At 73.6% G+C, this 19,546-nt stretch carries 21 protein-coding genes; 10 read left to right on the plus strand and 11 right to left on the minus strand.

Annotated features, from left to right (window positions below; translation table 11 throughout):
* Positions 1-7: 7 nt before the first annotated feature.
* Positions 8-964 carry a CoA ester lyase gene (locus DQE82_RS04890; protein ID WP_043326903.1) on the minus strand — a complete coding sequence of 319 codons (957 nt, stop codon included), beginning with the start codon at positions 962-964 and terminating at the stop codon, positions 8-10.
* Between the two features lie 124 nt (positions 965-1,088).
* Here DQE82_RS04890 and DQE82_RS04895 point away from each other — a divergent pair, with 124 nt between their 5' ends.
* From DQE82_RS04895 to DQE82_RS31005, 3 genes are all read left to right on the plus strand, one after another.
* Positions 1,089-1,913 carry an SDR family NAD(P)-dependent oxidoreductase gene (locus DQE82_RS04895; protein WP_199495936.1) on the plus strand — a complete coding sequence of 275 codons (825 nt, stop codon included), beginning with the start codon at positions 1,089-1,091 and terminating at the stop codon, positions 1,911-1,913.
* Positions 1,914-1,955: 42 nt separating this feature from the next.
* Complete coding sequence (locus DQE82_RS04900) at positions 1,956-2,243, plus strand: hypothetical protein (RefSeq protein ID WP_043326906.1); 288 nt, start codon at positions 1,956-1,958, stop codon at positions 2,241-2,243.
* Between the two features lie 84 nt (positions 2,244-2,327).
* Positions 2,328-2,972: a hypothetical protein gene (locus tag DQE82_RS31005; protein WP_043326908.1), complete on the plus strand. Its 645-nt coding sequence runs from the start codon at positions 2,328-2,330 to the stop codon at positions 2,970-2,972.
* A gap of 3 nt (positions 2,973-2,975) precedes the next feature.
* Here DQE82_RS31005 and DQE82_RS04910 read toward each other — a convergent pair whose 3' ends face one another.
* Together DQE82_RS04910 and DQE82_RS04915 are read right to left on the minus strand one after the other, a co-directional pair.
* Positions 2,976-5,111 carry an APC family permease gene (locus DQE82_RS04910; RefSeq protein ID WP_223201249.1) on the minus strand — a complete coding sequence of 712 codons (2,136 nt, stop codon included), beginning with the start codon at positions 5,109-5,111 and terminating at the stop codon, positions 2,976-2,978.
* Between the two features lie 66 nt (positions 5,112-5,177).
* A complete protein-coding gene (locus tag DQE82_RS04915; protein ID WP_069087213.1) occupies positions 5,178-6,170 on the minus strand; it encodes a DMT family transporter in 993 nt (330 codons plus the stop codon).
* Between the two features lie 106 nt (positions 6,171-6,276).
* On the opposite strand from DQE82_RS04915, the gene DQE82_RS04920 reads away from it, so the two are divergent.
* Positions 6,277-6,972: an HAD family hydrolase gene (locus DQE82_RS04920; RefSeq protein WP_069087214.1), complete on the plus strand. Its 696-nt coding sequence runs from the start codon at positions 6,277-6,279 to the stop codon at positions 6,970-6,972.
* Between the two features lie 77 nt (positions 6,973-7,049).
* Here the strand turns inward: DQE82_RS04920 and DQE82_RS04925 are convergent, their stop codons facing one another.
* The gene (locus DQE82_RS04925) at positions 7,050-7,583 is read right to left on the minus strand and encodes a hypothetical protein (RefSeq protein ID WP_176722724.1); all 534 of its coding nucleotides are present in this window, start codon (positions 7,581-7,583) and stop codon (positions 7,050-7,052) included.
* 112 nt (positions 7,584-7,695) lie between these two features.
* Entirely contained in the window at positions 7,696-8,565 is an 870-nt protein-coding gene (locus tag DQE82_RS04930) for a PhzF family phenazine biosynthesis protein (RefSeq protein ID WP_064447573.1), read from the minus strand.
* A 33-nt stretch (positions 8,566-8,598) separates the two neighbouring features.
* On the opposite strand from DQE82_RS04930, the gene DQE82_RS04935 reads away from it, so the two are divergent.
* From DQE82_RS04935 to DQE82_RS04945, 3 genes are all read left to right on the plus strand, one after another.
* Positions 8,599-9,885 (plus strand): magnesium transporter MgtE N-terminal domain-containing protein, encoded by a 1,287-nt coding sequence (locus DQE82_RS04935; protein WP_064447753.1) that lies wholly within the window; start codon positions 8,599-8,601, stop codon positions 9,883-9,885.
* A complete protein-coding gene (locus DQE82_RS04940; RefSeq protein ID WP_064447572.1) occupies positions 9,878-10,486 on the plus strand; it encodes a DUF1003 domain-containing protein in 609 nt (202 codons plus the stop codon). Before DQE82_RS04935 ends, DQE82_RS04940 begins: the two co-directional genes overlap by 8 nt.
* A gap of 72 nt (positions 10,487-10,558) precedes the next feature.
* The gene (locus DQE82_RS04945) at positions 10,559-11,707 is read left to right on the plus strand and encodes an Mrp/NBP35 family ATP-binding protein (protein WP_030501083.1); all 1,149 of its coding nucleotides are present in this window, start codon (positions 10,559-10,561) and stop codon (positions 11,705-11,707) included.
* A 63-nt stretch (positions 11,708-11,770) separates the two neighbouring features.
* On the opposite strand, the gene DQE82_RS04950 is transcribed toward DQE82_RS04945, so the two are convergent.
* Complete coding sequence (locus DQE82_RS04950) at positions 11,771-12,181, minus strand: preprotein translocase subunit TatB (RefSeq protein WP_043330672.1); 411 nt, start codon at positions 12,179-12,181, stop codon at positions 11,771-11,773.
* 73 nt (positions 12,182-12,254) lie between these two features.
* Entirely contained in the window at positions 12,255-13,559 is a 1,305-nt protein-coding gene (locus DQE82_RS04955; protein WP_176722725.1) for a S1C family serine protease, read from the minus strand.
* Positions 13,560-13,770: 211 nt separating this feature from the next.
* Here DQE82_RS04955 and DQE82_RS04960 point away from each other — a divergent pair, with 211 nt between their 5' ends.
* On the plus strand, positions 13,771-14,421 hold the full coding sequence (locus DQE82_RS04960; protein WP_255358665.1) for an O-methyltransferase: 651 nt from the start codon (positions 13,771-13,773) through the stop codon (positions 14,419-14,421).
* 22 nt (positions 14,422-14,443) lie between these two features.
* On the opposite strand, the gene DQE82_RS04965 is transcribed toward DQE82_RS04960, so the two are convergent.
* Complete coding sequence (locus DQE82_RS04965) at positions 14,444-15,922, minus strand: M17 family metallopeptidase (RefSeq protein ID WP_113972093.1); 1,479 nt, start codon at positions 15,920-15,922, stop codon at positions 14,444-14,446.
* A gap of 143 nt (positions 15,923-16,065) precedes the next feature.
* On the minus strand, positions 16,066-16,233 hold the full coding sequence (locus tag DQE82_RS04970) for a DUF3117 domain-containing protein (RefSeq protein WP_013283866.1): 168 nt from the start codon (positions 16,231-16,233) through the stop codon (positions 16,066-16,068).
* Positions 16,234-16,423: 190 nt separating this feature from the next.
* Between DQE82_RS04970 and DQE82_RS04975 the strand changes: the two genes are divergently transcribed.
* Entirely contained in the window at positions 16,424-17,242 is an 819-nt protein-coding gene (locus DQE82_RS04975) for a PaaX family transcriptional regulator C-terminal domain-containing protein (RefSeq protein WP_043326925.1), read from the plus strand.
* A 4-nt stretch (positions 17,243-17,246) separates the two neighbouring features.
* Positions 17,247-18,038 carry an enoyl-CoA hydratase/isomerase family protein gene (locus DQE82_RS04980; RefSeq protein ID WP_043326927.1) on the plus strand — a complete coding sequence of 264 codons (792 nt, stop codon included), beginning with the start codon at positions 17,247-17,249 and terminating at the stop codon, positions 18,036-18,038.
* A 41-nt stretch (positions 18,039-18,079) separates the two neighbouring features.
* Here the strand turns inward: DQE82_RS04980 and DQE82_RS04985 are convergent, their stop codons facing one another.
* Entirely contained in the window at positions 18,080-18,832 is a 753-nt protein-coding gene (locus DQE82_RS04985) for an SDR family NAD(P)-dependent oxidoreductase (protein WP_043326929.1), read from the minus strand.
* Between the two features lie 67 nt (positions 18,833-18,899).
* Positions 18,900-19,523 carry a hypothetical protein gene (locus DQE82_RS04990; RefSeq protein WP_043326931.1) on the minus strand — a complete coding sequence of 208 codons (624 nt, stop codon included), beginning with the start codon at positions 19,521-19,523 and terminating at the stop codon, positions 18,900-18,902.
* Positions 19,524-19,546 lie beyond the last annotated feature (23 nt).

Below are 19,546 nucleotides of genomic sequence, written 5' to 3' on the forward strand. Positions count from 1 at the left end.
CGCGCGATCAGGCCGAGGGCGGCGTGAACGAGGACGTACGGGACATGCCGGCGGCGCGGCCCTTGGCGGCGATCACCAGGGCCATCTTGCGGGACGCCTCGTCGATCATCTCGTCGCCGAGCATCACCGCGCCGAGCTTCCCGCCCGCCTCCGAGGTGTAGTAGTCGTAGGCGTCGAGGATCAGCTCGGCGTGGTCGTAGTCGGCCTGCGCCGGCGAGTAGACCTCGTTCGCCGCGTCGATCTGGCCGGGGTGCAGCACCCACTTGCCGTCGAAGCCCAGCGCCGCCGAGCGCTTCGCCACCTCGCGGAACGCGTCCACGTCGCGGATCTGCAGGAACGGGCCGTCGATGGCCTGCTTGTCGTGCATCCGCGCGGCCATCAGGATGCGCATCAGGATGTAGTGGTACGGGTCGCCCGGGTAGTCCGGGATCAGCGCGCCGACCACCAGGGACTTCATGTTGATCGAGGCCATGAAGTCGGCCGGGCCGAAGATGATCGTCTCGACCCGGGGCGAGGCGCCCGCGATGGCGTCCACGTTCACCAGCCCGGCCGCGTTCTCGATCTGCGCCTCGATGCCGATCCGGCCCACCTCCAGGCCGAGCGTCTTCTCGATCTGGGTGAGCAGCAGGTCCAGCCAGTGCACCTGCTCGGCGTTCTGCACCTTCGGCAGCATGATGCAGTCCAGGTTCGCCCCGGCGCCCTCGACCACCTCGATGACGTCCCGGTAGGTCCACGGCGTGGTCAGGTCGTTCACCCGGACCACGCGGGTCTTGCCCGCCCAGTCGCCCTCGTTCAGCGTCGCCACGATGTTCTTGCGCGCGTCCGGCTTGGCCAGCGGGGCGACCGCGTCCTCCAGGTCCAGGAAGACCTGGTCGGCGGGAAGGCCCTGGGCCTTGCCGAGCATCTTGACGCTGGAGCCGGGCACCGCCAGGCAGGATCGGCGGGGACGACCGACAGCGGTCATGGGTGCGCTCCTTCCAGCGTCCGGCGCAGGCGCCGGCGCAGCGGTGGATTTCGAGAACTTAACGATCCCAAAGGGCGTGGTGACGCCACGGTAACCTCGTGCCGTGACCGGGGTGAATGGACCTGTGGAAGATCTCACTGAGCGTCGGATCGTGGTGCTGACCGGGGCGAGCTCCGGCATCGGCCTGGCCGCCGCGGAGGAGCTGGCGCGCCGCGGTGACCAGGTGGTGCTCGTCGGCCGGGACCCGGCCCGGCTGCGCGCCGCGGGCGAGCGGGTCCGCGAGTGCTGCGGCGAGCAGCCGGAGCTGTTCCGCGCCGACTTCGCGGTGCTCGACGACGTACGCGGGCTCGCCGAACGCCTGCGCGAGCGCTACGACCGGATCGACGTGCTCGCCAACAACGCCGGCGCGATCGTGCTGGAGCCGATCACCACGGTCGACGGTTTCGAGCTGAGCATGCAGGCCAACCACCTCGCCCCGTTCCTGCTCAGCAACCTGCTGCGAGACCGGATCGGGCGGATGGTGGTCACCGGCTCGGACGCGCACCGCAGCGGCGTGCTCGACCCCGACGACCTCAACTCCGCGCTGCGCTCGTACCGGCCGTTCCGCGCGTACGGCACCAGCAAGCAGGCGAACATCCTGTTCACCTCCGAGGCGGCCCGGCGCTGGCCGGAGGTGCCCGCGCACGTGTTCCACCCGGGCGTGGTGCGGACCCGCTTCGGCAACGAGAGCCGGATCGTGGCGCTCGGCATGCGGCTGCTGCCGTTCCGCAGCCCGGAGAAGGGTGCCGAGACGCTGGTCTGGCTCGCCTGCCAGGACCCGTCCCGGCTGATGAACGGCGGCTACTACGCCGACCGCAAGCCGCATCGGCCCCGGCCCAAGGCGGCCGACCCGGCGCTGGCCGCGCGGCTCTGGACGGCCAGCGCGAAGGCCGTCGGCGTCGACGCCTGAGCGGGTCACCACGACCGCCGGTCCGCTGGGACACTCGACGCCATGACGACGGGAAACGAGGTCCTGCTGGTCGCGCTGGTCGACCTGAGCGCCGACGCGGACGCCGGGCGGCGGTACGAGGACGCGGTGCTGGCGCTGCTCGGCCGGCACGGCGGCGAGTTGCAACGGCGGCTGCGTACCGGCGACGGGGAGACCGAGGTGCACGTGATCCGGTTCGCCGCCCGCGCCGGGCTGGACGCGTTCCTGGTCGACCCGGACCGCGTCGCGCTGCGCGCCGAGCTGGGCGATGCCGCGCCCGCCACCCGCGTGCTTGAGGTACGCGACGTCTGAGCTGCGCCTTCTCCCTCACTTCATCACGCGGGGACGCCGAGAACAAGACTTGATCTTGGGGCTGGCGAGGCGCAGTGTCGGGGCATGGACTTCGATCCTCTGGCCACCGCCCGCCGCGCACTCTGGATCGGCGGCGCGCAGTGGGCCGGCAAGACGACACTCGCGGTCACGTTGGCACTGCGGTACGGGCTGACCGCGTACCTCTACGACCGCCACGACGCGCGAGGGCACGACGACCGGCGGATCGCCGACCGGATCCGACGGGGTGAGCCGCCGGACGGCCCGGACGCGGAGGCGACCTGGGTGACGACGAACCCGGAGCGGATGGCAGCCGAGACCCTCGCCGGATTTCCGCGCCGCTTCGAGTGGGTGCTCGACGACCTGAGCGCGCTGGTGAGCGGTCGCCGGGTGGTCGCCGAGGGCTGGGGGCTGCGGCCCGAACTGGTTGCCCCGATCGTCGAGTCGACAGGGCAGATGGTGGTGCTGGTGCCGACGCCGGAGTTCCGCGCGTACCAGGTGGAACGGCTGCCGCGGGCGATGGCCCGGCATCCCGGCGTGAGCGACCCGGAGCGGGCGTGGCGTCATCGGATCGCGCGCGACGAGCTGGTCGCCGCCGACGCGGTCGCCGGCGCCCGGGCGCTCGGGGTACGCGTGATCGAGGTGGACCTCGACCGGGACGCCGAGGCGGTCGCAGCGCTGGTCGCCGACCACTTCGCCGGATACCTCTGAGCGTCACCGCGACACGTGCACCGGGACGCTCGTCACCACCACGCCGGGCAGCGCCCGCAGCGCGGTCCGCAGCCGCTGCTCGGCGCGGCTGTGCAGCAGCCGGTACCGACGTCGGCGCAGCACCACCTCCGGCACGATCACGGTGAGCGTCAGGTCCGGGCTCGCGGCGTGCAGCGCCTCCAGGTAGTGCGCCAGCGGGCCGATCACCGACCGGTACGGCGACACGATCGTCTCCAGCTTCAGGTGGTCGCCCCAGGCCCGCCACTGGTCCCGGAACCGGTCCGCCTCGTCCTGCGCCGGAGCGAGGTGCACGGCGAGCGTCGGCCGCCCGAGCGAGGTCGCGTACGCCAGCGCGCGCAGCGACGCCCGGTTCAGCCGGGCCACCGGCACCACCACCAGGTGGCGTACCTGCTGGGGCAGCTCGTCGCACTCGGCGGGCGGCGCGGACGGCGGCGAGTGCAGCGCCAGCGCGCGGTGCAGCCGGTCGTAGTGCCCGTGGATCCGGCGGAACAGCAGCACCAGCAGCGGCACCGCGAGCACCACCACCCAGGCGCCCTCGGCGAACTTGGCTACCGCCGCGGTCAGCAGCACCAGGCCGGACAGCGTCGCGCCGACCGCGTTGACCGCTAGCCGGCGACGCCAGCCCGGCCCCCGGCGGCGCCGCCAGTGCACCACCATGCCGGTCTGGGACAGCGTGAAGGCGAGGAAGACGCCCACCGCGTAGAGCGGGATCAGCCGCTCGGTGTGCCCGCCGAACGCGACGAACACCACCGCCGCGGTCAGCGCCAGCGCCACCAGCCCGTTGCTGAACGCCAGCCGGTCGCCCATGTGCAGGAACCGGCGCGGCGCGTGCCCGTCCCGGGCCATGAAGAACAGCAGCCGGGGAAAGTCGTTGAACGCCGTGTTCGCCGCGAGCAGCAGGATCAGCGCGGTCGTGGCCTGCAGGATCGCGTACCCGGGACCGCTGGGGAACGTGACCCGGCCGAGCTGGGACAGCAGCGTCTCGTCCGCGCGGGGCGCCAGACCGTCGAGGTGGATCAGCCCGATCAGGCCGGCGAACAGCGTCACCAGCATGGCGACCATCCAGCCCAGCGTGGTGCGGGCGTTGCGCCACTCCGTCGGGCGGAACGCGGGCACCGCGTTCGAGACCGCCTCGATGCCGGTCATCGACACCGCCCCGGAGGAGAACGCCCGCAGCACCAGCAGCAGGCCCAGCCCCTCGGCCGCGGGCGCCGAGGGCGGCGGCAGCGGCGCGAAACCCCGCGAGGCGGCCTTCGCGTACCCGACCGCCAGCACCACGAGCAGCACCACCACGAACGCGTACGTGGGCAGCACGAAGATGTTCCCGGCGGTGCGTACGCCGCGCAGGTTGCCGGCGAGCAGCACGGCGATCACCAGCACCCCGAGCGGCACGGTCCACCGGCCGAGGCCGGGCAGCGCCGAGGTGACCGCGTGCACCCCGGCCGCGATCGACACCGACACGGTCAGCACGTAGTCGAGCATCAGCCCGGCCGCGGCGGCGAGTCCCGGCGTACGCCCGAGGTTGTCCCCCGCGACGATGTACGAGCCGGCGCCGTGCGGATAGGCCGGGATGGTCTGCCGGTAGGACAGGCCGACCGCGACCATCAGCACCACCAGCACGGCGGCCAGCGGCAGGGCCAGCCCGAGCGCGGCGCTCCCGGCCAGCACCAGCACCGCGAGCATCGCCTCCGGCCCGTACGCGACGGAGCTGAGCAGATCCGAGGAGAGCACAGGCAGCGCGACCAGCTTGCGCATCCGCTCGTAGAGCACCGACGCGCTGGACAACGGCGGACCGATCAGGGTCCGGCGGACCCGGGCGACCGACCGGCCGGCCCGGTTGCCGGGCAGGTCCGCCGCGCCGGTGGCGACCAGTTCCCCCGGCTGCGCCACGGTGAACATGTCGATCGGCGCCAGCCGGCCGAAGCGGGTGGGCGCCGGATGGTGGTCGTGCCGGCCCAGCGTCGGGTCGACCGGCAGGTCGTCGGCGCGGCGCGGGCCGCGCCACCGCTCGCCGATCCGGCCGAGCGCCGCCCGTTCCTCGTCGCCGAGCGGCGGGAACTCGGCCGAGGGCGTGACGACCGTGCCCGCCTGCGCCGCGTCGTCCCGCTCCGCCCCCACCCTGAGCACTTTCGTGCAAACGGGACCATCCAGGGGCCGGAACGGCGCGACTTCGCCCCGACCGGCTCAGTCGGGCGCGTCGCCGGGTCGCCGCGCCCGCTCCGCGTCGCCCAGCGGGTCCGGGTCGGCGGGCGCCGCGACCGGCGTGGCACGGCGACCGGCCCGCGCCCCGCCGAGCACCACCACCGCCACGCCGGCCAGCAGCAACGCCAGGCCGGGCAGGGCCAGCGGCCGGGGCAGCTGGCCCAGCCACACCCAGCCGATCACTGCAGCGCCGGGCGCCTCCAGCAGGATCAGCACGCTCACAGTGGTCGCGGAGACCCGGTGCAGGGCGTAGTTGAACATCGAGTGGCCGAGCAGTTGGGCGCCGGCCACCAGTCCGAGGATCGCCAGCCAGGTCGTGCCCTCGAAGCCGTGCAGGCGTACCCCTCCGACCAGGCACACCACCAGCAGGACCAGCGCGCACACGCCGTAGCAGACGGTGGTGTAGGTGGTGGTGCTGATGCTGGCCCGGGCCCGCTCACCGAAGGCGGTGTAGACGGCCGCGAACAGGCCGCCGACCACCGCGAGCAGGTCACCGGCGAACGCCCGGCCCGAGACGCCGAAGTCCGCGCCGGTGGCGAGCGCCGCGCCGAGCACGGCCACCGCGATGCCGGCCCACACCGCCGCCGGCAGCCGCCGCCCCTGCCAGCGGGCGATCAGGCCCTGCCAGACCGGCTGCGTCGCGCCGAGCGCGGTGGCGGCCGCGACCGAGGTGAGCTGCGCGCTCGGCATCCAGGTGGCGAAGTGGGCGGCCAGCGCGACCCCGGCGAGTACGCAGTAGAGGCCCTCACGCCGGCCCGGCCCGACCGTCAGGGCGCGCAGCTCGGCCCGTCGACGGGTCAGCGCCACCGGCCCGAGGACCGCAGCCGACAACGCGGTACGCCAGAACGCGACAGCGAGCGCCGAGGCGGCGGCGAACGCCACGAGCGGCGCCGAGGACGACACCGAGGCGACAGCCAGGGCGAGCGCGCCTACCGTCAACACGTCGAGCGGCGGGCGATGCGGAACGGTCGGCACGAGCGGTAATCCTCACACGAACACCCGACCGACACGGAAAGTCAGCACTCCGTTACGATCATGCGTCCCGGCGATCTCCCCCCTCGACGTCCGGAGGCGTTCCCTCATGCCCAGATTCCAGGCCGTGCTGTTCGATTTCTTCGGCACCCTGACCCACGGCGCGCGGCGTGGAGCCGCCCACATCGCCACCGCCGAACTGCTCGGCTGCTCCCCCGAGGCCCTGATGGAGGTGCTGGACAGCAGCTTCTACGAACGGGCCAGCGGCTCCTTCGGTAACGCCGAGTCCACCATGCGCCGGGTGTGCGCCCGGCTCGGCGTCCACCCGTCCGACGCGGCGGTACGCGCCGCCGTCGCCTCCCGGCACCTTGCGGTACGCGCCGACACCCGGCTGCGCGCCGAGGCGGTCCCGGTGCTGGCCGCGCTGCGTCGCCGGGGCGTCGGCACCGGGCTGGTCAGCGACTGCACGCACGAGCTGCCGGCGTTCCTGCCGCAGCTCCCGGTCGCGCCGCTGCTCGACGCCCAGATCTTCTCGGTACGCCTCGGGCGCTGCAAACCGGACCCGGAGCTCTACCTCGCCGCGTGTTACCGGCTCGGCCAGGCGCCGGCCGACTGCCTCTACGTCGGCGACGGCGACAGCCAGGAACTGACCGGCGCGGAACGGGCCGGGCTGAGCGCGGTCCGGCTGGCCGCGCCGGATCTGGCCGGCCACGTGGTCCTCAACGCCGACCACGGCTTCGACGGGCCGTCGCTGACCTCGCTGACGGACGTGCTCGACCTGCTCGACCCGGTCCCCGTCGCCTGACCGGGCCCGTCGGACGGGGCCCGTCGAACGTGGCCGGGTCGGATCGGGCGGCCGCCTGACGCCCCGGCGGTTCGCGGTCAGCGGCGGCGGACGCGGTGCAGGCGGAACGGCTTGCGGACGGCCCGCACCACGGGGGCCGGCCGGGGCTGCTCACTCAGCGAGCCGTCCGGCAGGTCAGCACCGGTCACGACGGCGCCGACGGGCGCGAGCCGGTTGAGCGCGCATCCCTGCGCCACCCATCGCTCCACCAGCTCGGCGGCAGCCCCTGAGGCGTTGAGCCGCTTCGCCGCGACCAGCGGCGCGGCGGTGTCCCACTCCTCGGTGCCGGGTCGCAGCCGGGTCACCCGCGCCGACCAGGTGACGATCCGTCCGCCGTGGTCGCCGCGCAACGTGACCTCGGCGGTCTCGCTGTCGGCCAGCCCGGGGGCGGCCTGCTCACCGGGGCCGGTGACCACCAGCAGCGTGCCGTCCAGCGGGAGGCACCACAGCGCGTACGCCGGACCGCCGCCACTGCTCACCCAGCAGACAGCGGCCTTCTTCACCGCCTCGTCCACCAGCGGAGGAGTCACCCGCTCGTCCACCTCGTCACTCACCCCGCCATCCTCCCCCATCCCGGCCCGTCCCTCCCGCCCCGGCCGGTTGACCAAGGAGTTCGTGTCCTCCAGAGGCCCGTTCGCCGACACGAACTCCTTGATCAACAAGGTGGGATGGGGTGGGGTGGGGTCAGCCGATGAACGGGGGGACGGTGATCTCGCCTCGGGCCACCGGCATCACCTGGCCGGAGACGGTCGCTCCCAGCGCCAGCCCGCCGGAGGCGGTCACCGTGCAGGTCAGCGTGGAGGGGCGGTGGATCTCGATGCCCTGCCGGACGGTGTACTCCGCGCGCCCCTCGCCGGGCAGCAGCCCGCTCGCGACCAGCCACACGCCCAGCCCGAGAGCGGCCGAGCCGGTCGCCGGGTCCTCGGGCACGCCGAGCCCCGGCACGAAGACCCGGGCGTGCGCGGTTTGCGAATCGGCGTCCCAGGAGAAGAGGCTGACGTGCTCAACGCCGTACCGCTCCGCCGCCGCCGTGTTCAACCGTGCCCGGGCCACCGCGTCCGGGCGTACCGGAAGGTAGGGGAACTCCAGGCCGCACCCGGCGACGCGCGGCGGCGGGCCGACGTGGTCGGGGCCGGTGAGGCCGACCATCTCCAGCAGCGGTTCCGGGTCGAGTTCCGGGCCGAGCGTGGGCGTGCCGCCGGTGAGCGTCGCGCCGGTGGCAGTCACCTCGATCGGCAGGACGCCGGCGCCGCACTCCTGGGTGACCCGGCCCGCGCCGAAGACGCCACGCCGGCTCGCGGTCACCGCGGCGCCGACGCTCGGGTGCCCGGCGAAGGGCAGTTCGTCGGCGGGGGTGAAGATCCGCGCCCGGTAGGTGGCGCCGACCTGTGTCGGCGGGAGCACGAAGACCGTCTCGGACAGGTTGAACTCCAGCGCGAGCGCCTGCATCTGCTCGGTGGCCAGCCCTTCCGCGCCGAACACCACGGCCAGCGGGTTGCCGGCGAAGGGGCGGTCGGTGAAGACGTCCACGATCTCGTAGCCCAAGGTCGACATGCTGTTAGAGAGTAGGCCCTTAGGCTGGTGCCCGTGAGCACGCCGAACCGGGTCTACCTCGCTCGACTCGCCGGAGTCGCCGTTTTCGACCCGAACGGCGATCAGGTCGGCCGCGTCCGGGACGCGGTGGCGCGGATGCGCGCGACCCAGCGACCGCCGGAGGTGGTCGGCCTGGTCGCGGAGATGCCGATGCGACGACGCATCTTCCTGTCCATCAACCGGATCACCTCCATCGATCCCGACGGGGTGGTGCTCGGCAGCGGCACGCTCAACCTGCGCCGCTTCGAGAAGCGCCCGAACGAGCTGCTGGTGCTCCAGGAACTGCTCGACCGCCGGGTCCAGGTCGAGGGCGGCCGGGCCGGCTCCGTGGTGGACGTGGCCATGGAGTGCAGCCGCGGCGGCGAGTGGACACTGAGCCGGGTCGCCGTCCGCGAGCACACCGGCCGGCTCACCCGGCGCGGCCACCTCCACCAGGTCGAGTGGGACCGGGTGCACGGCCTGGGCGCGGTCGGCGACAACCGGGGTACGGCGAACCTGCTCGCCGTCCTGGAGGACATGCGCCCCGCCGACCTCGCCAACGCCCTCCAGGACCTGCCCGATGCCCGGCGCAACGAGGTGGCCGCAGCGCTCGACGACGAGCGCCTGGCCGATGTGCTCAGCGAGCTGCCCGAGCACGACCAGGTGGAGATCCTGGCCGCGCTGGACCGCCAGCGCGCCGCCGACGTGCTGGAGGAGATGGAGCCGGACGACGCCGCCGACCTGCTCAACGAGCTGCCCCCGCCGGAGCAGGACGTGCTGCTCGACCTGATGGAGCCGGACGAGGCCGACCCGGTACGCCAGTTGCTGCGCTACGCCTCCGGCACCGCCGGCAGCGTGATGACCTCGGAGCCGGTGATCCTGCCGCCGGACGCCACGGTGGCCGAGGCGCTGGCCCGGATCCGGGAGGCGCAGCTCTCGCCGGCGGTGGCCGCCCAGGTCTTCGTGACCCGCGCCCCGCTGACCACGCCCACCGGCCGCTACCTGGGCATGGTGCACTTCCAGCGGCTGCTGCGGGAACCGCCGGCGGATCTGCTCGGCGGGATCGTGGTGAACGACATCGACCCGCTGCGGACGTCGACCCCGCTGCCCGAGATCACCCGCCGGATGGCCACGTACGACATGGTCGGCATGCCGGTGGTGGACCGGGCCAACCGCCTGGTCGGCGCGGTGACGGTGGACGACGTGCTCGACCATTCCCTGCCGCGGGACTGGCGGGACCGGGACGCGGCATCCCCCTCGTCCACCACCGACGACGGCATCCTGGACGGCGACGATGAGTGATCAGCGCCGGGGCGACCGGCTGGACCAGCCGCGCGCCCCGCGGAACCTGCGCCTGCCCCGGGTCGACGCGGAGACGTTCGGCCGCTGGGCCGAGGGCATCGCCCGGGGCATGGGCACGGCGAACTTCCTCGTCTACATGACGCTGATCCTGGTGGCCTGGTTCCTGTGGAACACGCTGGCCCCGGCGAACCTGCGCTTCGACCCGTACACCTTCACGTTCTTGACCTTGATCCTGTCCCTGCAGGCGTCCTACGCGGCGCCGTTGATCCTGCTCGCGCAGAACCGGCAGGCGGACCGGGACCGGATCGCGCTGGACGAGGACCGGCGGCGGGCCACGCTGCAGAAGGCGGACACGGAGTACCTGGCGCGGGAGATCGCCGCGCTGCGGATCGCGATGGGTGACGTGGCGACCCGGGACTTCCTCCGCTCGGAGCTGACCCGGCTGGGCGAGGAACTGGACGAGGCGGCCGAGCGGCGGCGCAAGCTGGAGCGGCGGCAGCAGGAGCGGGAGGCCCGCCGGACGGCCGGCGCCGATCGGCTGGACGAGCCCCGGGACGAGCTGGACGGCGACTTCGCGCGGGACGGTCGCTACGAGGGCTGACCGGCCATCGAATCGCTCACACCGCCCCCGCCAGCGGCGGTGGCCGATGACCCGCGACGTAGCATTGCGGGCATGTCAGCACCCGTCAGCACCGTCTCCGACGCGATCCAGGCCGCCCTGGCCACCGTCAACGACCCGGAGATCCGCCGGCCGATCACCGAACTCGGCATGGTCCAGTCCGCCGAGCGGGACGACGACGGCGTGGTCCGGGTGGAGCTGCTGCTCACCGTGGCCGGCTGCCCGCTGAAGGACAAGCTGCGCAGCGACATCACCGCCGCCGTGGGCGCGGTGCCCGGCGTGAGCGGCGTGGAGATCGTCTTCGGGGTGATGAGCCCGGAGCAGCGCCAGGAGCTGCAGTCGAAGCTGCGCGGCGGTGGCGCCACTGCCGAGCCGGTGATCCCGTTCGCCCAGCCCGGCTCGCGGACCCGCGTCTACGCGGTGGCCAGCGGCAAGGGCGGTGTCGGCAAGTCGAGCGTGACCGTCAACCTGGCCGCCGCGCTGGCGTCGCGGGGCCTGTCGGTGGGTGTGGTGGACGCGGACATCTACGGCCACTCGGTGCCCCGGATGCTCGGCGCCGACGGCGCGCCGACCCGCGTCGAAGACATGATCATGCCGCCGCAGTCGCACGGCGTGAAGGTCATCTCGATCGGCATGTTCACCCCCGGCAACGCCGCCGTGGTCTGGCGCGGGCCGATGCTGCACCGGGCGCTCCAGCAGTTCCTCGCCGACGTCTACTGGGGCGACCTGGACGTCCTCCTGCTCGACCTGCCGCCGGGCACCGGCGACATCGCGATCTCGGTGGCCCAGTTGCTGCCGAACGCGGAGATCCTGGTGGTCACCACGCCGCAGGCGGCCGCCGCGGAGGTGGCCGAGCGGGCCGGCGCGATCGCGTTGCAGACCCACCAGCGGGTGGTCGGCGTCATCGAGAACATGTCGTGGCTGGAGATGCCGGACGGCTCCCGGATGGAGGTCTTCGGGGCCGGTGGCGGCGCGGCGGTGGCCGAGTCGCTGACCCGGACCATCGGAGCGCAGGTGCCGGTGCTGGGGCAGATCCCGCTGGACACCCGGGTACGCGAGGGCGGCGACGCCGGTCAGCCGATCGTGCTGGCGCAGCCGGACGCTCCCGCCGCGAAGGCCCTGTTCCAGGTCGCCGACCGCCTGGCCGTACGTCGCGAGTCCCTGCTCGGCAAGCCCCTGGGCCTGAAGCCCGCCGGCCGCTAGCTCCCACCGCTCCCCAACCGCCCCTTCCCGCCGCACGCGAGAGGGGGCGGTCCCTTTTCCGGCTCAGGTGGCGTCGTCGTAGGACGGGCGGGGGGCCGGCGGGGTGGGGGTGCTGGTCGCGACGCTGGGGGTACGCAGGTCGGCGGCCTTCGCGACGTCCTTCAGCTCGTCGTGCACGCCGGTGACGTCCGAGCGCAGGTTGTCGTACATGCTCTGCAGCGGCTTGCGGATCGCCTGCTCGTCGTCCTCGCTGAGCAGGTGCTTGCGGATGAACGCCTTGGGGTGCAGGTCCTCCAGCTGGATGTCCGTACCCAGCTCGCGGCTCAGGTCGCCGGTGGCGTTGCGCGCCATGCTGCGCAGGTTGCGGACCATCCGGAGACCGTCGTTGATGACGTTGGGCAGCCGGTCCCCGAAGATCAACAGCGCCAGGAGCAGCAGGACGCCGATCTCCCACCAGTTCAGGTTCTCGAACACCGCGGCCTCCTCGTCCGTGTCCACGGCAAGACTACGCACGTCAGGTGACCATCCGGGAGGGGGTGACCGGTGCTCACTTCGCGTCGGCGGCGAGCGTCACCGAGGCGTTCTGCCGCGCCGACCCCCGCCGGTACTCGACAGTCACCACCGACCCGGGCGCGTACTTGCGCACCAGCGCCACCAGATCGGTCGGGTCGGTCATCGGATGGCCGTCCAGCCGCAGCACCACGTCCCCGGTACGCAGCCCGGCGGCCGCCGCCGGACCGGCCGGCTCGACCGCGTTGAGGCGTACCCCGCCGCCGGTGGCGCCGGTGCCGCCGACCTGGGCGCCGATCACCGTACGCCGGGCCTTGCCGGTGCCGATGATGTCCTCGGTGATCCGCTTCGCCTGGTTGATCGGGATGGCGAAGGCGAGACCGATGTTGCCGGCCTCCTGCCCGTCGGCCACCAGTGACTTGATCGTCGAGTTCACCCCGACCACCCGGCCGGCGCCGTCCACGAGCGGGCCGCCGGAGTTGCCGTGGTTGACCGCGGCGTCGGTCTGGATCGCCGCGTAGTAGCGGGTCGGCCCGCCCGGCTCGCCGGCCTGCATCGTCCGGTCCAGCGCGCTCACGATGCCGGCGGTGACGGTGTTGGCGAGCGACAGCGGCGAGCCGATCGCGAGCACCGGGTCACCGACAGCGAGCGCGTCGGAGTCGCCGAACTGCACCGGCGTCAGCCCGGAGCGGGAGACCTTGATCACTGCGATGTCCGACTCCGGGTCCTGCCCCACCACGGTGCCCGCGGCGGTGCTGCCGTCGTTGAACACGACCGTCGCCTTTCCGGGGCCGTCGGCGACCACGTGGTCGTTCGTGACGATGTGCCCCTCGGCGCTGACCACGAAGCCGGAGCCCTCACTGGTGCCGCCGAGACTGACCACCCGGATGGTGACCACGCTGGGCAGGACCCGCTCGGCGACGCCCGCGAGCGACTCGGGCTTGCGCTGGGCCAGCGCCGGGGCCTGCCCCGACTGCGCGCCGAGCGTCGGCACGTCACCGCCGCGCAGGAGGGCGTACGTCAGGGCGCTGCCCAGGGAACCGGCCAGCAACGCGGTGACCAGGGAAATCAGCACCATCTGGCGCAGCCCCGGCCGGGTCGGCAGGTCCGGATCGGTGACCGGCTCCGGCTCACCCGCGCCCGGTGTCGGCGCCGCCGGTACGACCACGGCGGCCGGCGCGTACGGGTCCCGCCACGGGTCGGCGAGCGCGTCCGACCACCACGGCGACGTCGCCTGACCCGGGGCGTCCTGCGCGGGTCGTCCCGGCGCCGGTCCACCCGGTGCCGGTGATCCGCCGGGCCGGCGCCAGTCCCAGCCGTCGGTCACGTCGGTGCCTCCCACTCCGTCCCCCTCGCCCCGCGCCGGAGACCGGCGGAGCCGGACGACCGTGACGCGCGGGACGCATCCAGGATTACACGGATGACGCGAATGGAGTCAGGGGTTGCCCTCCGTGACCGCTTCACAGCGGACTCGCGGCTGCGCGGGTACCGGCCCGCCTCTACGCTCACAGTGCATACCGCCCCTCGCACCAGTCCGCCCCCGGAGGTGTCCCATCGCCACGGTCGCCGGTCACGGCAGTTCGACGGCCCAGGCGCTTCACTTCGCCGAGTCGTACGTCACCGAGGACCTCGTGCTGCGCACGGCCCGCGCCCTCGCCCACGAGGTGGGCCTGGAGGCGGTCACGCCCGGGTCGGGAGCCGCCCTGCGGCTGCTCGCCGCCGCCGGCAACGCCCGGGCGGTGGTGGAGATCGGCACCGGCACCGGGGTGAGCGGCATCTGGCTGCTGCGCGGCATGCGCCCGGACGGGGTGCTCACCACGATCGACGTCGAGGTGGAGTACCAGCGCATCGCCCGGCGGCTGTTCCAGGAGGCGGGTTTCCCGTCGGGGCGTACCCGGATCATCACCGGCCGGGCCCTCGACGTGCTGCCCCGCCTCGCGGACGGCGCCTACGACCTGGTCTTCGTGGACGCGGCGGCCACCGGCTTCGCCGCGTACGTGGACGCGGCGCTGCGGCTGCTGCGCCCCGGCGGGGTGCTCGCGCTCAACGGCGCGCTCGCGGCCGGCCGGGTCGGCGATCCGGCCGCGCGGGACGTCGAGACGGTCACCGTGCGGGAGGCCATCAAGGCGATCCGCGAGTCGGAGAACTGGGTGCCCGCGCTGCTGCCGGTCGGCCACGGCCTGCTCGCCGCCGTGAAGAGCTGAATCATGCCCCGGCACGCCTGATTCAGCCCAGCGTCGCCAGCCAGCGCAGCAACCCGCGTACGCCCCAGCCGGTGGCGCCCTTGACCAGTTCGCCGTGCGTGTCGTCGGACCACGACGGCGCGGACATGTCCAGGTGCGCCCACCGGTCCCGCAGGTCACCGGTGAACTCCCGCAGGTACAGCGCGGCCACCACCGAGCCGGCGCCCTGCGCCGGTGAGCTGTGCAGGTCGGCGACGTCGCTGGCCAGGTGTTCGACGTAGTCGTCGGCGAGCGGCATCCGCCAGGCCCGCTCACCGGCCGCGGTGATCGCGTCGAGCAGGTCGCCGGCCAGGGCGTCGTTCTCGCTGTAGAGCGCCGCGTGCCGCTTGCCGAGGGCCACCGCGTTCGCGCCGGTCAGCGTGGCCAGGTCGATCAGCAGGTCGGGCTTCAGCTCGCGGACCGCGTACGCCATCGCGTCGGCGAGGACCAGCCGGCCCTCCGCGTCGGAGTTGGTGCTCTCGCTGGTCAGCCCGCCGTAGTGCCGGATCACGTCGCCGGGGCGGAACGCCGACCCGCTGACCATGTTCTCGGCGAGCGGGGCCAGCGTGGTGACCCGTACCGGAAGCCCCAGTTCGGCGGCGCCGAGCGTCGCGGCGATCACCGCGGCGGCGCCGGCCATGTCCTTGCGCATGAGCTTCATGGCGGGCACCGGTTTGATCGAGATGCCGCCGGTGTCGAACGTGATGCCCTTGCCGACGAGGACCACGTGGGTGCGCGCGCCGTCGGGCCGCCAGTCCAGCTCGACCAGGCGGGGGCCGCTGGCGGAGCCGCCGCCGACGGCCAGGATGCCGCCGAAGCCCTCGGCCGCCAGCTCCTGCGGACCGCGTACCCGCAGGTGCAGGCCGGTCCGGCCGGATGCGGCGCCGGCCACCTGCTCGGCGAACCACTCCGGGTTCTTGGTGGACGAGGGCGTGTTCGTGAGGTCCCGGGCCAGGCGGGTCATCTCGGCGGTGGTCCGGGCGGCGTCGAGCGTGCCCGCGAGCGCCTCCGGGTCGTCGACGAGCACCAGCGCCTCGGCCAGGGCCGGGCGTCCGCCGGACTCGGTGAGGCGGAAGCGGTACGAGCCGAGCAGCAGGCCCTCGGCCAGGCCGCGCAGCGCCTCGGTCGCCTCGCCGGGAAGCGCGATGGTGATCTGCGTCTCATCCTTCGCCGCGCGGGCCAGCGCGGCGCCCGCGGTGCGCCAGTCGCGCTCGTCGCCGGACCCGACGCCGAGCAGCCACAGCCGTGCCGGAGCGCCGCCGGGACGCAGGTGCTCGCGTACCTCACCGGCGGCGCCGGTGAGCCGGGTGGCGGGCAGCAGGGCGGCGGCCTCGACCCGGACGTCGTCGCCGGGCGCGACGGCGGTCGGGACCAGTTCGGCCGGAGAGCCGGACGAGTCCGCGGAGTCGGGCTTCCCGGGACGGACGGGCAGGACGAGAGCGTCGGACCCCGCGGGCCCACTCACCAGACGAATGACCAGCACGCTGGACCGTACCTCCGAAATGGTTTCAACGGGGACGTTTCATCGCTCACCCGCAGAGGAAGGCCCTGAGCCACCGGCGGTGCCGGTGGCTCAGGGTATGACGAACCGCCCGCGCGGCGGACGCCACGCGGACACTCCTCGAATCAGCCCGCTGCCGCCTTCAGCGCGTCACCCAGCGCGGTGGCCTCGTCGGGAGTCATCTCGACGACGAGCCGGCCACCACCCTCCAGCGGGACACGCATGACGATGCCCCGGCCCTCCTTGGTGACTTCCAGCGGACCGTCGCCCGTCCGCGGCTTCATCGCCGCCATGTTGTCTCCCCTCAGACCTACACCAGGGTCGGTGAGTTGCCCCACAGCCACTTCGCCAACGCCAACCGCAACCATCACGGGAGGCTCGACCAACGATTTTCCCTGATGAACACCGCCGGACCCAAACCGAAGCAGCATTGATGTAACAGCATCTAGCTTATCTTGGATAGGCCTGTCACAATGTGCGGTCATGCAGGCACGGTCGGCACTCTTCGACCTGTACGGCGACCACCTCCGGGCCCGAGGTGGCCGCGCACCCGTCGCCGCCCTGGTCAAGCTGCTCGCCCCGCTCGGGATCGCCCCACCGGCGGTGCGCACCGCGGTCAGCCGGATGGTCCGCCAGGGCTGGCTGGAACCACTCCGGCTCGCCTCCGGACCCGGGTATTCGATCACCCCGAAGGCGGCACGTCGACTCGACGAGGCGGCGTCGCGGATCTACCGGACCGGACGGCACAGTTGGGACGGACGGTTCGACCTCCTGGTGCTCACCCCGCCCGCGTCCCGCCGCGACCGGCAGCGGCTCGCCGCCAACCTCAGCTTCCTCGGCTACGGCACGCTCGACGACTGCACCTGGGTCGCCACCCGTGCCGGCGAGGACGTCGACCTGCTGCTCGACGAGGCGGGCGTGCGCTACGAGCGCTTCACCGCCGCACACACCTCCGGCACGCCCGGCGCGATGGGCGTGGTCCGCCGCGCCTGGGACCTGGCCGAGATCGGCCGGGCGTACGAGCGTTTCGTCGCCGAGCAGAAGCCGCTCCTGTCCGGCGTCACGGTGCGCAGCAGCGACGAGGACGCGTACGCGGCCCGGTTCCGGCTCGTGCACGCGTGGCGTACGTTCCTGTTCCGGGACCCGCAGCTGCCACCGGCGCTGCTACCCGAGCGGTGGCCGGGCACCAGCGCGGCCAGCTTCTTCGACCGGCACGCCGCCCGGCTCCGGCCGGCCGCCGACCGGTACGTCGAGCAGTGCCTCGACGCGAGCAACCGCCTGGCACGACAGAAGGGTCGTTAGAAACGTGACCGAGCCGCTGCTCGTCGACCGCACCGACGCCGTCGTCACCCTGACGCTGAACCGCCCGACGGCGATGAACTCGCTCGACGTGGCGCTCAAGGAGGCGCTCCGGGACACCCTGGCCGAGCTGGAGACCGACCGCTCCTGCCGGGCCGTGGTGCTGACCGGCGCGGGCGGCTCGTTCAGCGCCGGGCAGGACCTGCGCGAGCACGTGCAGACGCTGGACTCGGCCGACGCCGACCCGCTGGGCACGGTCCGGGCGCACTACAACCCGATCGCCGCCCGGCTGGCCAACCTGCCCAAGCCGGTGGTCGCCGCGGTGCGCGGCATGGCCGCCGGGGCGGGCGCCTCACTGGCCCTGCTCGCCGACTTCCGCATCGGCGGCCCGAAGACCCGTTTCCTGATGGCCTTCGCCGGGGTGGGGCTGGCCGCCGACACCGGCGCGTCCTGGACGCTGCCCCGGCTGGTCGGCCACGCCAAGGCCGTCGAGCTGCTGATGCTCGCCGAGCCGGTGAGCGCCGACGACGCCTGCCGGCTGGGCCTGCTGAACCGGCTGGTGGACGACGACGAGCAGGTGCTCCCGGCCGCGCAGGAGCTGGCCGCGCGGCTCGCCGCCGGCCCGACCGTCGCGTACGGGGCGATCAAGCGCCAGCTCTCCATCGCCGACGCCGGCACGCTCGCCGACGCGCTGGCCGCCGAGGCGCAGGCGCAGGCGATCTGCGGCGCCACCGCCGACCACCACGCCGCCACCAAGGCGTTCGTCAACAAGCAGAAGCCGGTCTTCGAGGGCCGCTGAACCGGGCCGGGGCGGACGCCGGGCACCCCTCGCGCGCCCGCTCAGCGGGCCACGTAGCCGCCGTCGATGGGGATCGTGTGCCCGGTGACCCAGGCCGCGTCGTCGGAGGCGAGGAAGAGCACCACGCCCGCCACGTCGTCGGCGGTCGGGATGCCGGGCTTCGGGTTGAACGACTCCATCTGCCGGCGCATCTGTTCCGGGTCCGGCGCGTTCGCGATGAAGTGCTCCACGAGCGGGGTCATCACCACTGTCGGGGCGACCGCGTTGACCCGTACGCCCCGGGCGGCGTACTCGACGGCCGCGGACCGGGTCAGCCCGACGATGCCGGCCTTGGTGAACGTGTACGGCGAGATGTTGTCCTGCGCGGTCAGCCCGGCCGTGGACGAGGTGTTGACGATCGCGCCGCCGCCGGAGCGCAGCATCGCGTCGATGCCGTACCGCAGCACGTAGAACACGCCGTCGCCGTTGATCCGGCGGACCTTCTCCCAGTTCGCCAGGTCCATCTCGTGCAGCGCCTGCTGCTGCCCGTCGATGCCGGCGTTGTTGAAGATCACGTCGAGCCGGCCGTACCGCGCGACCGCCTCGGCGATGCCGCGCTCGACGGAGGTGGCGTCGCCGGTGTCCATGGTCACCGCGAGCGCGTCCGGCAGGCTCGACGCCACCCGTTCGGCGCCCTCGGTGTTGATGTCCGCGATCACCAGCTTGCCGCCCTCGGCGGCGAACCGGCGCGCCGTCGCCTCGCCCAGGCCGGACGCTCCGCCGGTCACCAGCACGACCCTGTCCCGGAACCGCATGGCACCCCCTTGCCCACGCCGGCCGGCGCCGGCCCTCGTCCCGGACGCTACCGCCCGGGACGGGGGGTCAGTCGTCCTCTTCCGGATCCTGGTTGGCCTCGACGCCGAGCACGAACGCCTGCATGGCCAGCTCGTCGCCGTAGGGCGAGACGAACGCCGGCAGCTCCCGCGGGCCCAGCTCCTGCACGTAGGACCAGAAGATCCGGACCGCCTCGGCCCGCGACGCCGCCTCGATCGGCAGGTCCAGGCTGACCAGCCAGGTGCTGCGGGCCGGCGGCGGGCCGAGCCGGTCGGCCAGCGCCCGCCAGCGGGCCGGGTCGAGCGCGACCACCGGTCCGTCCGGCGCCGGGCCGTCGACCGGAACCGGCTCGTCCAGCGCCCGCCGGGTGTACGCGACCACGAGCGGCCCGGCCGCCAGGTCGGACTGCGGATCGTCCGGGTCCTCCCGGGTCCCGGACGCCGCGAGCGCGACCCGGCCGAGCGCGACCAGCCGCAGCGGCTCGTCGACCAGCACCGCGACCCGGTCGCCGGGGCGCGGGCGGGCCGCTGCGGCCGGCCCGGTCAGCTCCAGCACGTCGTGGTGCACCAGCCGCTCGGCCTCGAAGCGCTCGGCGGGCAGCAGCACCGCCCAGGCGCCGGTAGTGGTCTCACCGTCGGTCGTCCCGCTCGTACGCGGCTCGGTGTCGGTCATGTCCCAATCCCATCACGCCGGAG

This window comes from Micromonospora sp. LHW51205, assembly GCF_003315815.1.
Taxonomy (GTDB): domain Bacteria; phylum Actinomycetota; class Actinomycetes; order Mycobacteriales; family Micromonosporaceae; genus Micromonospora; species Micromonospora chalcea.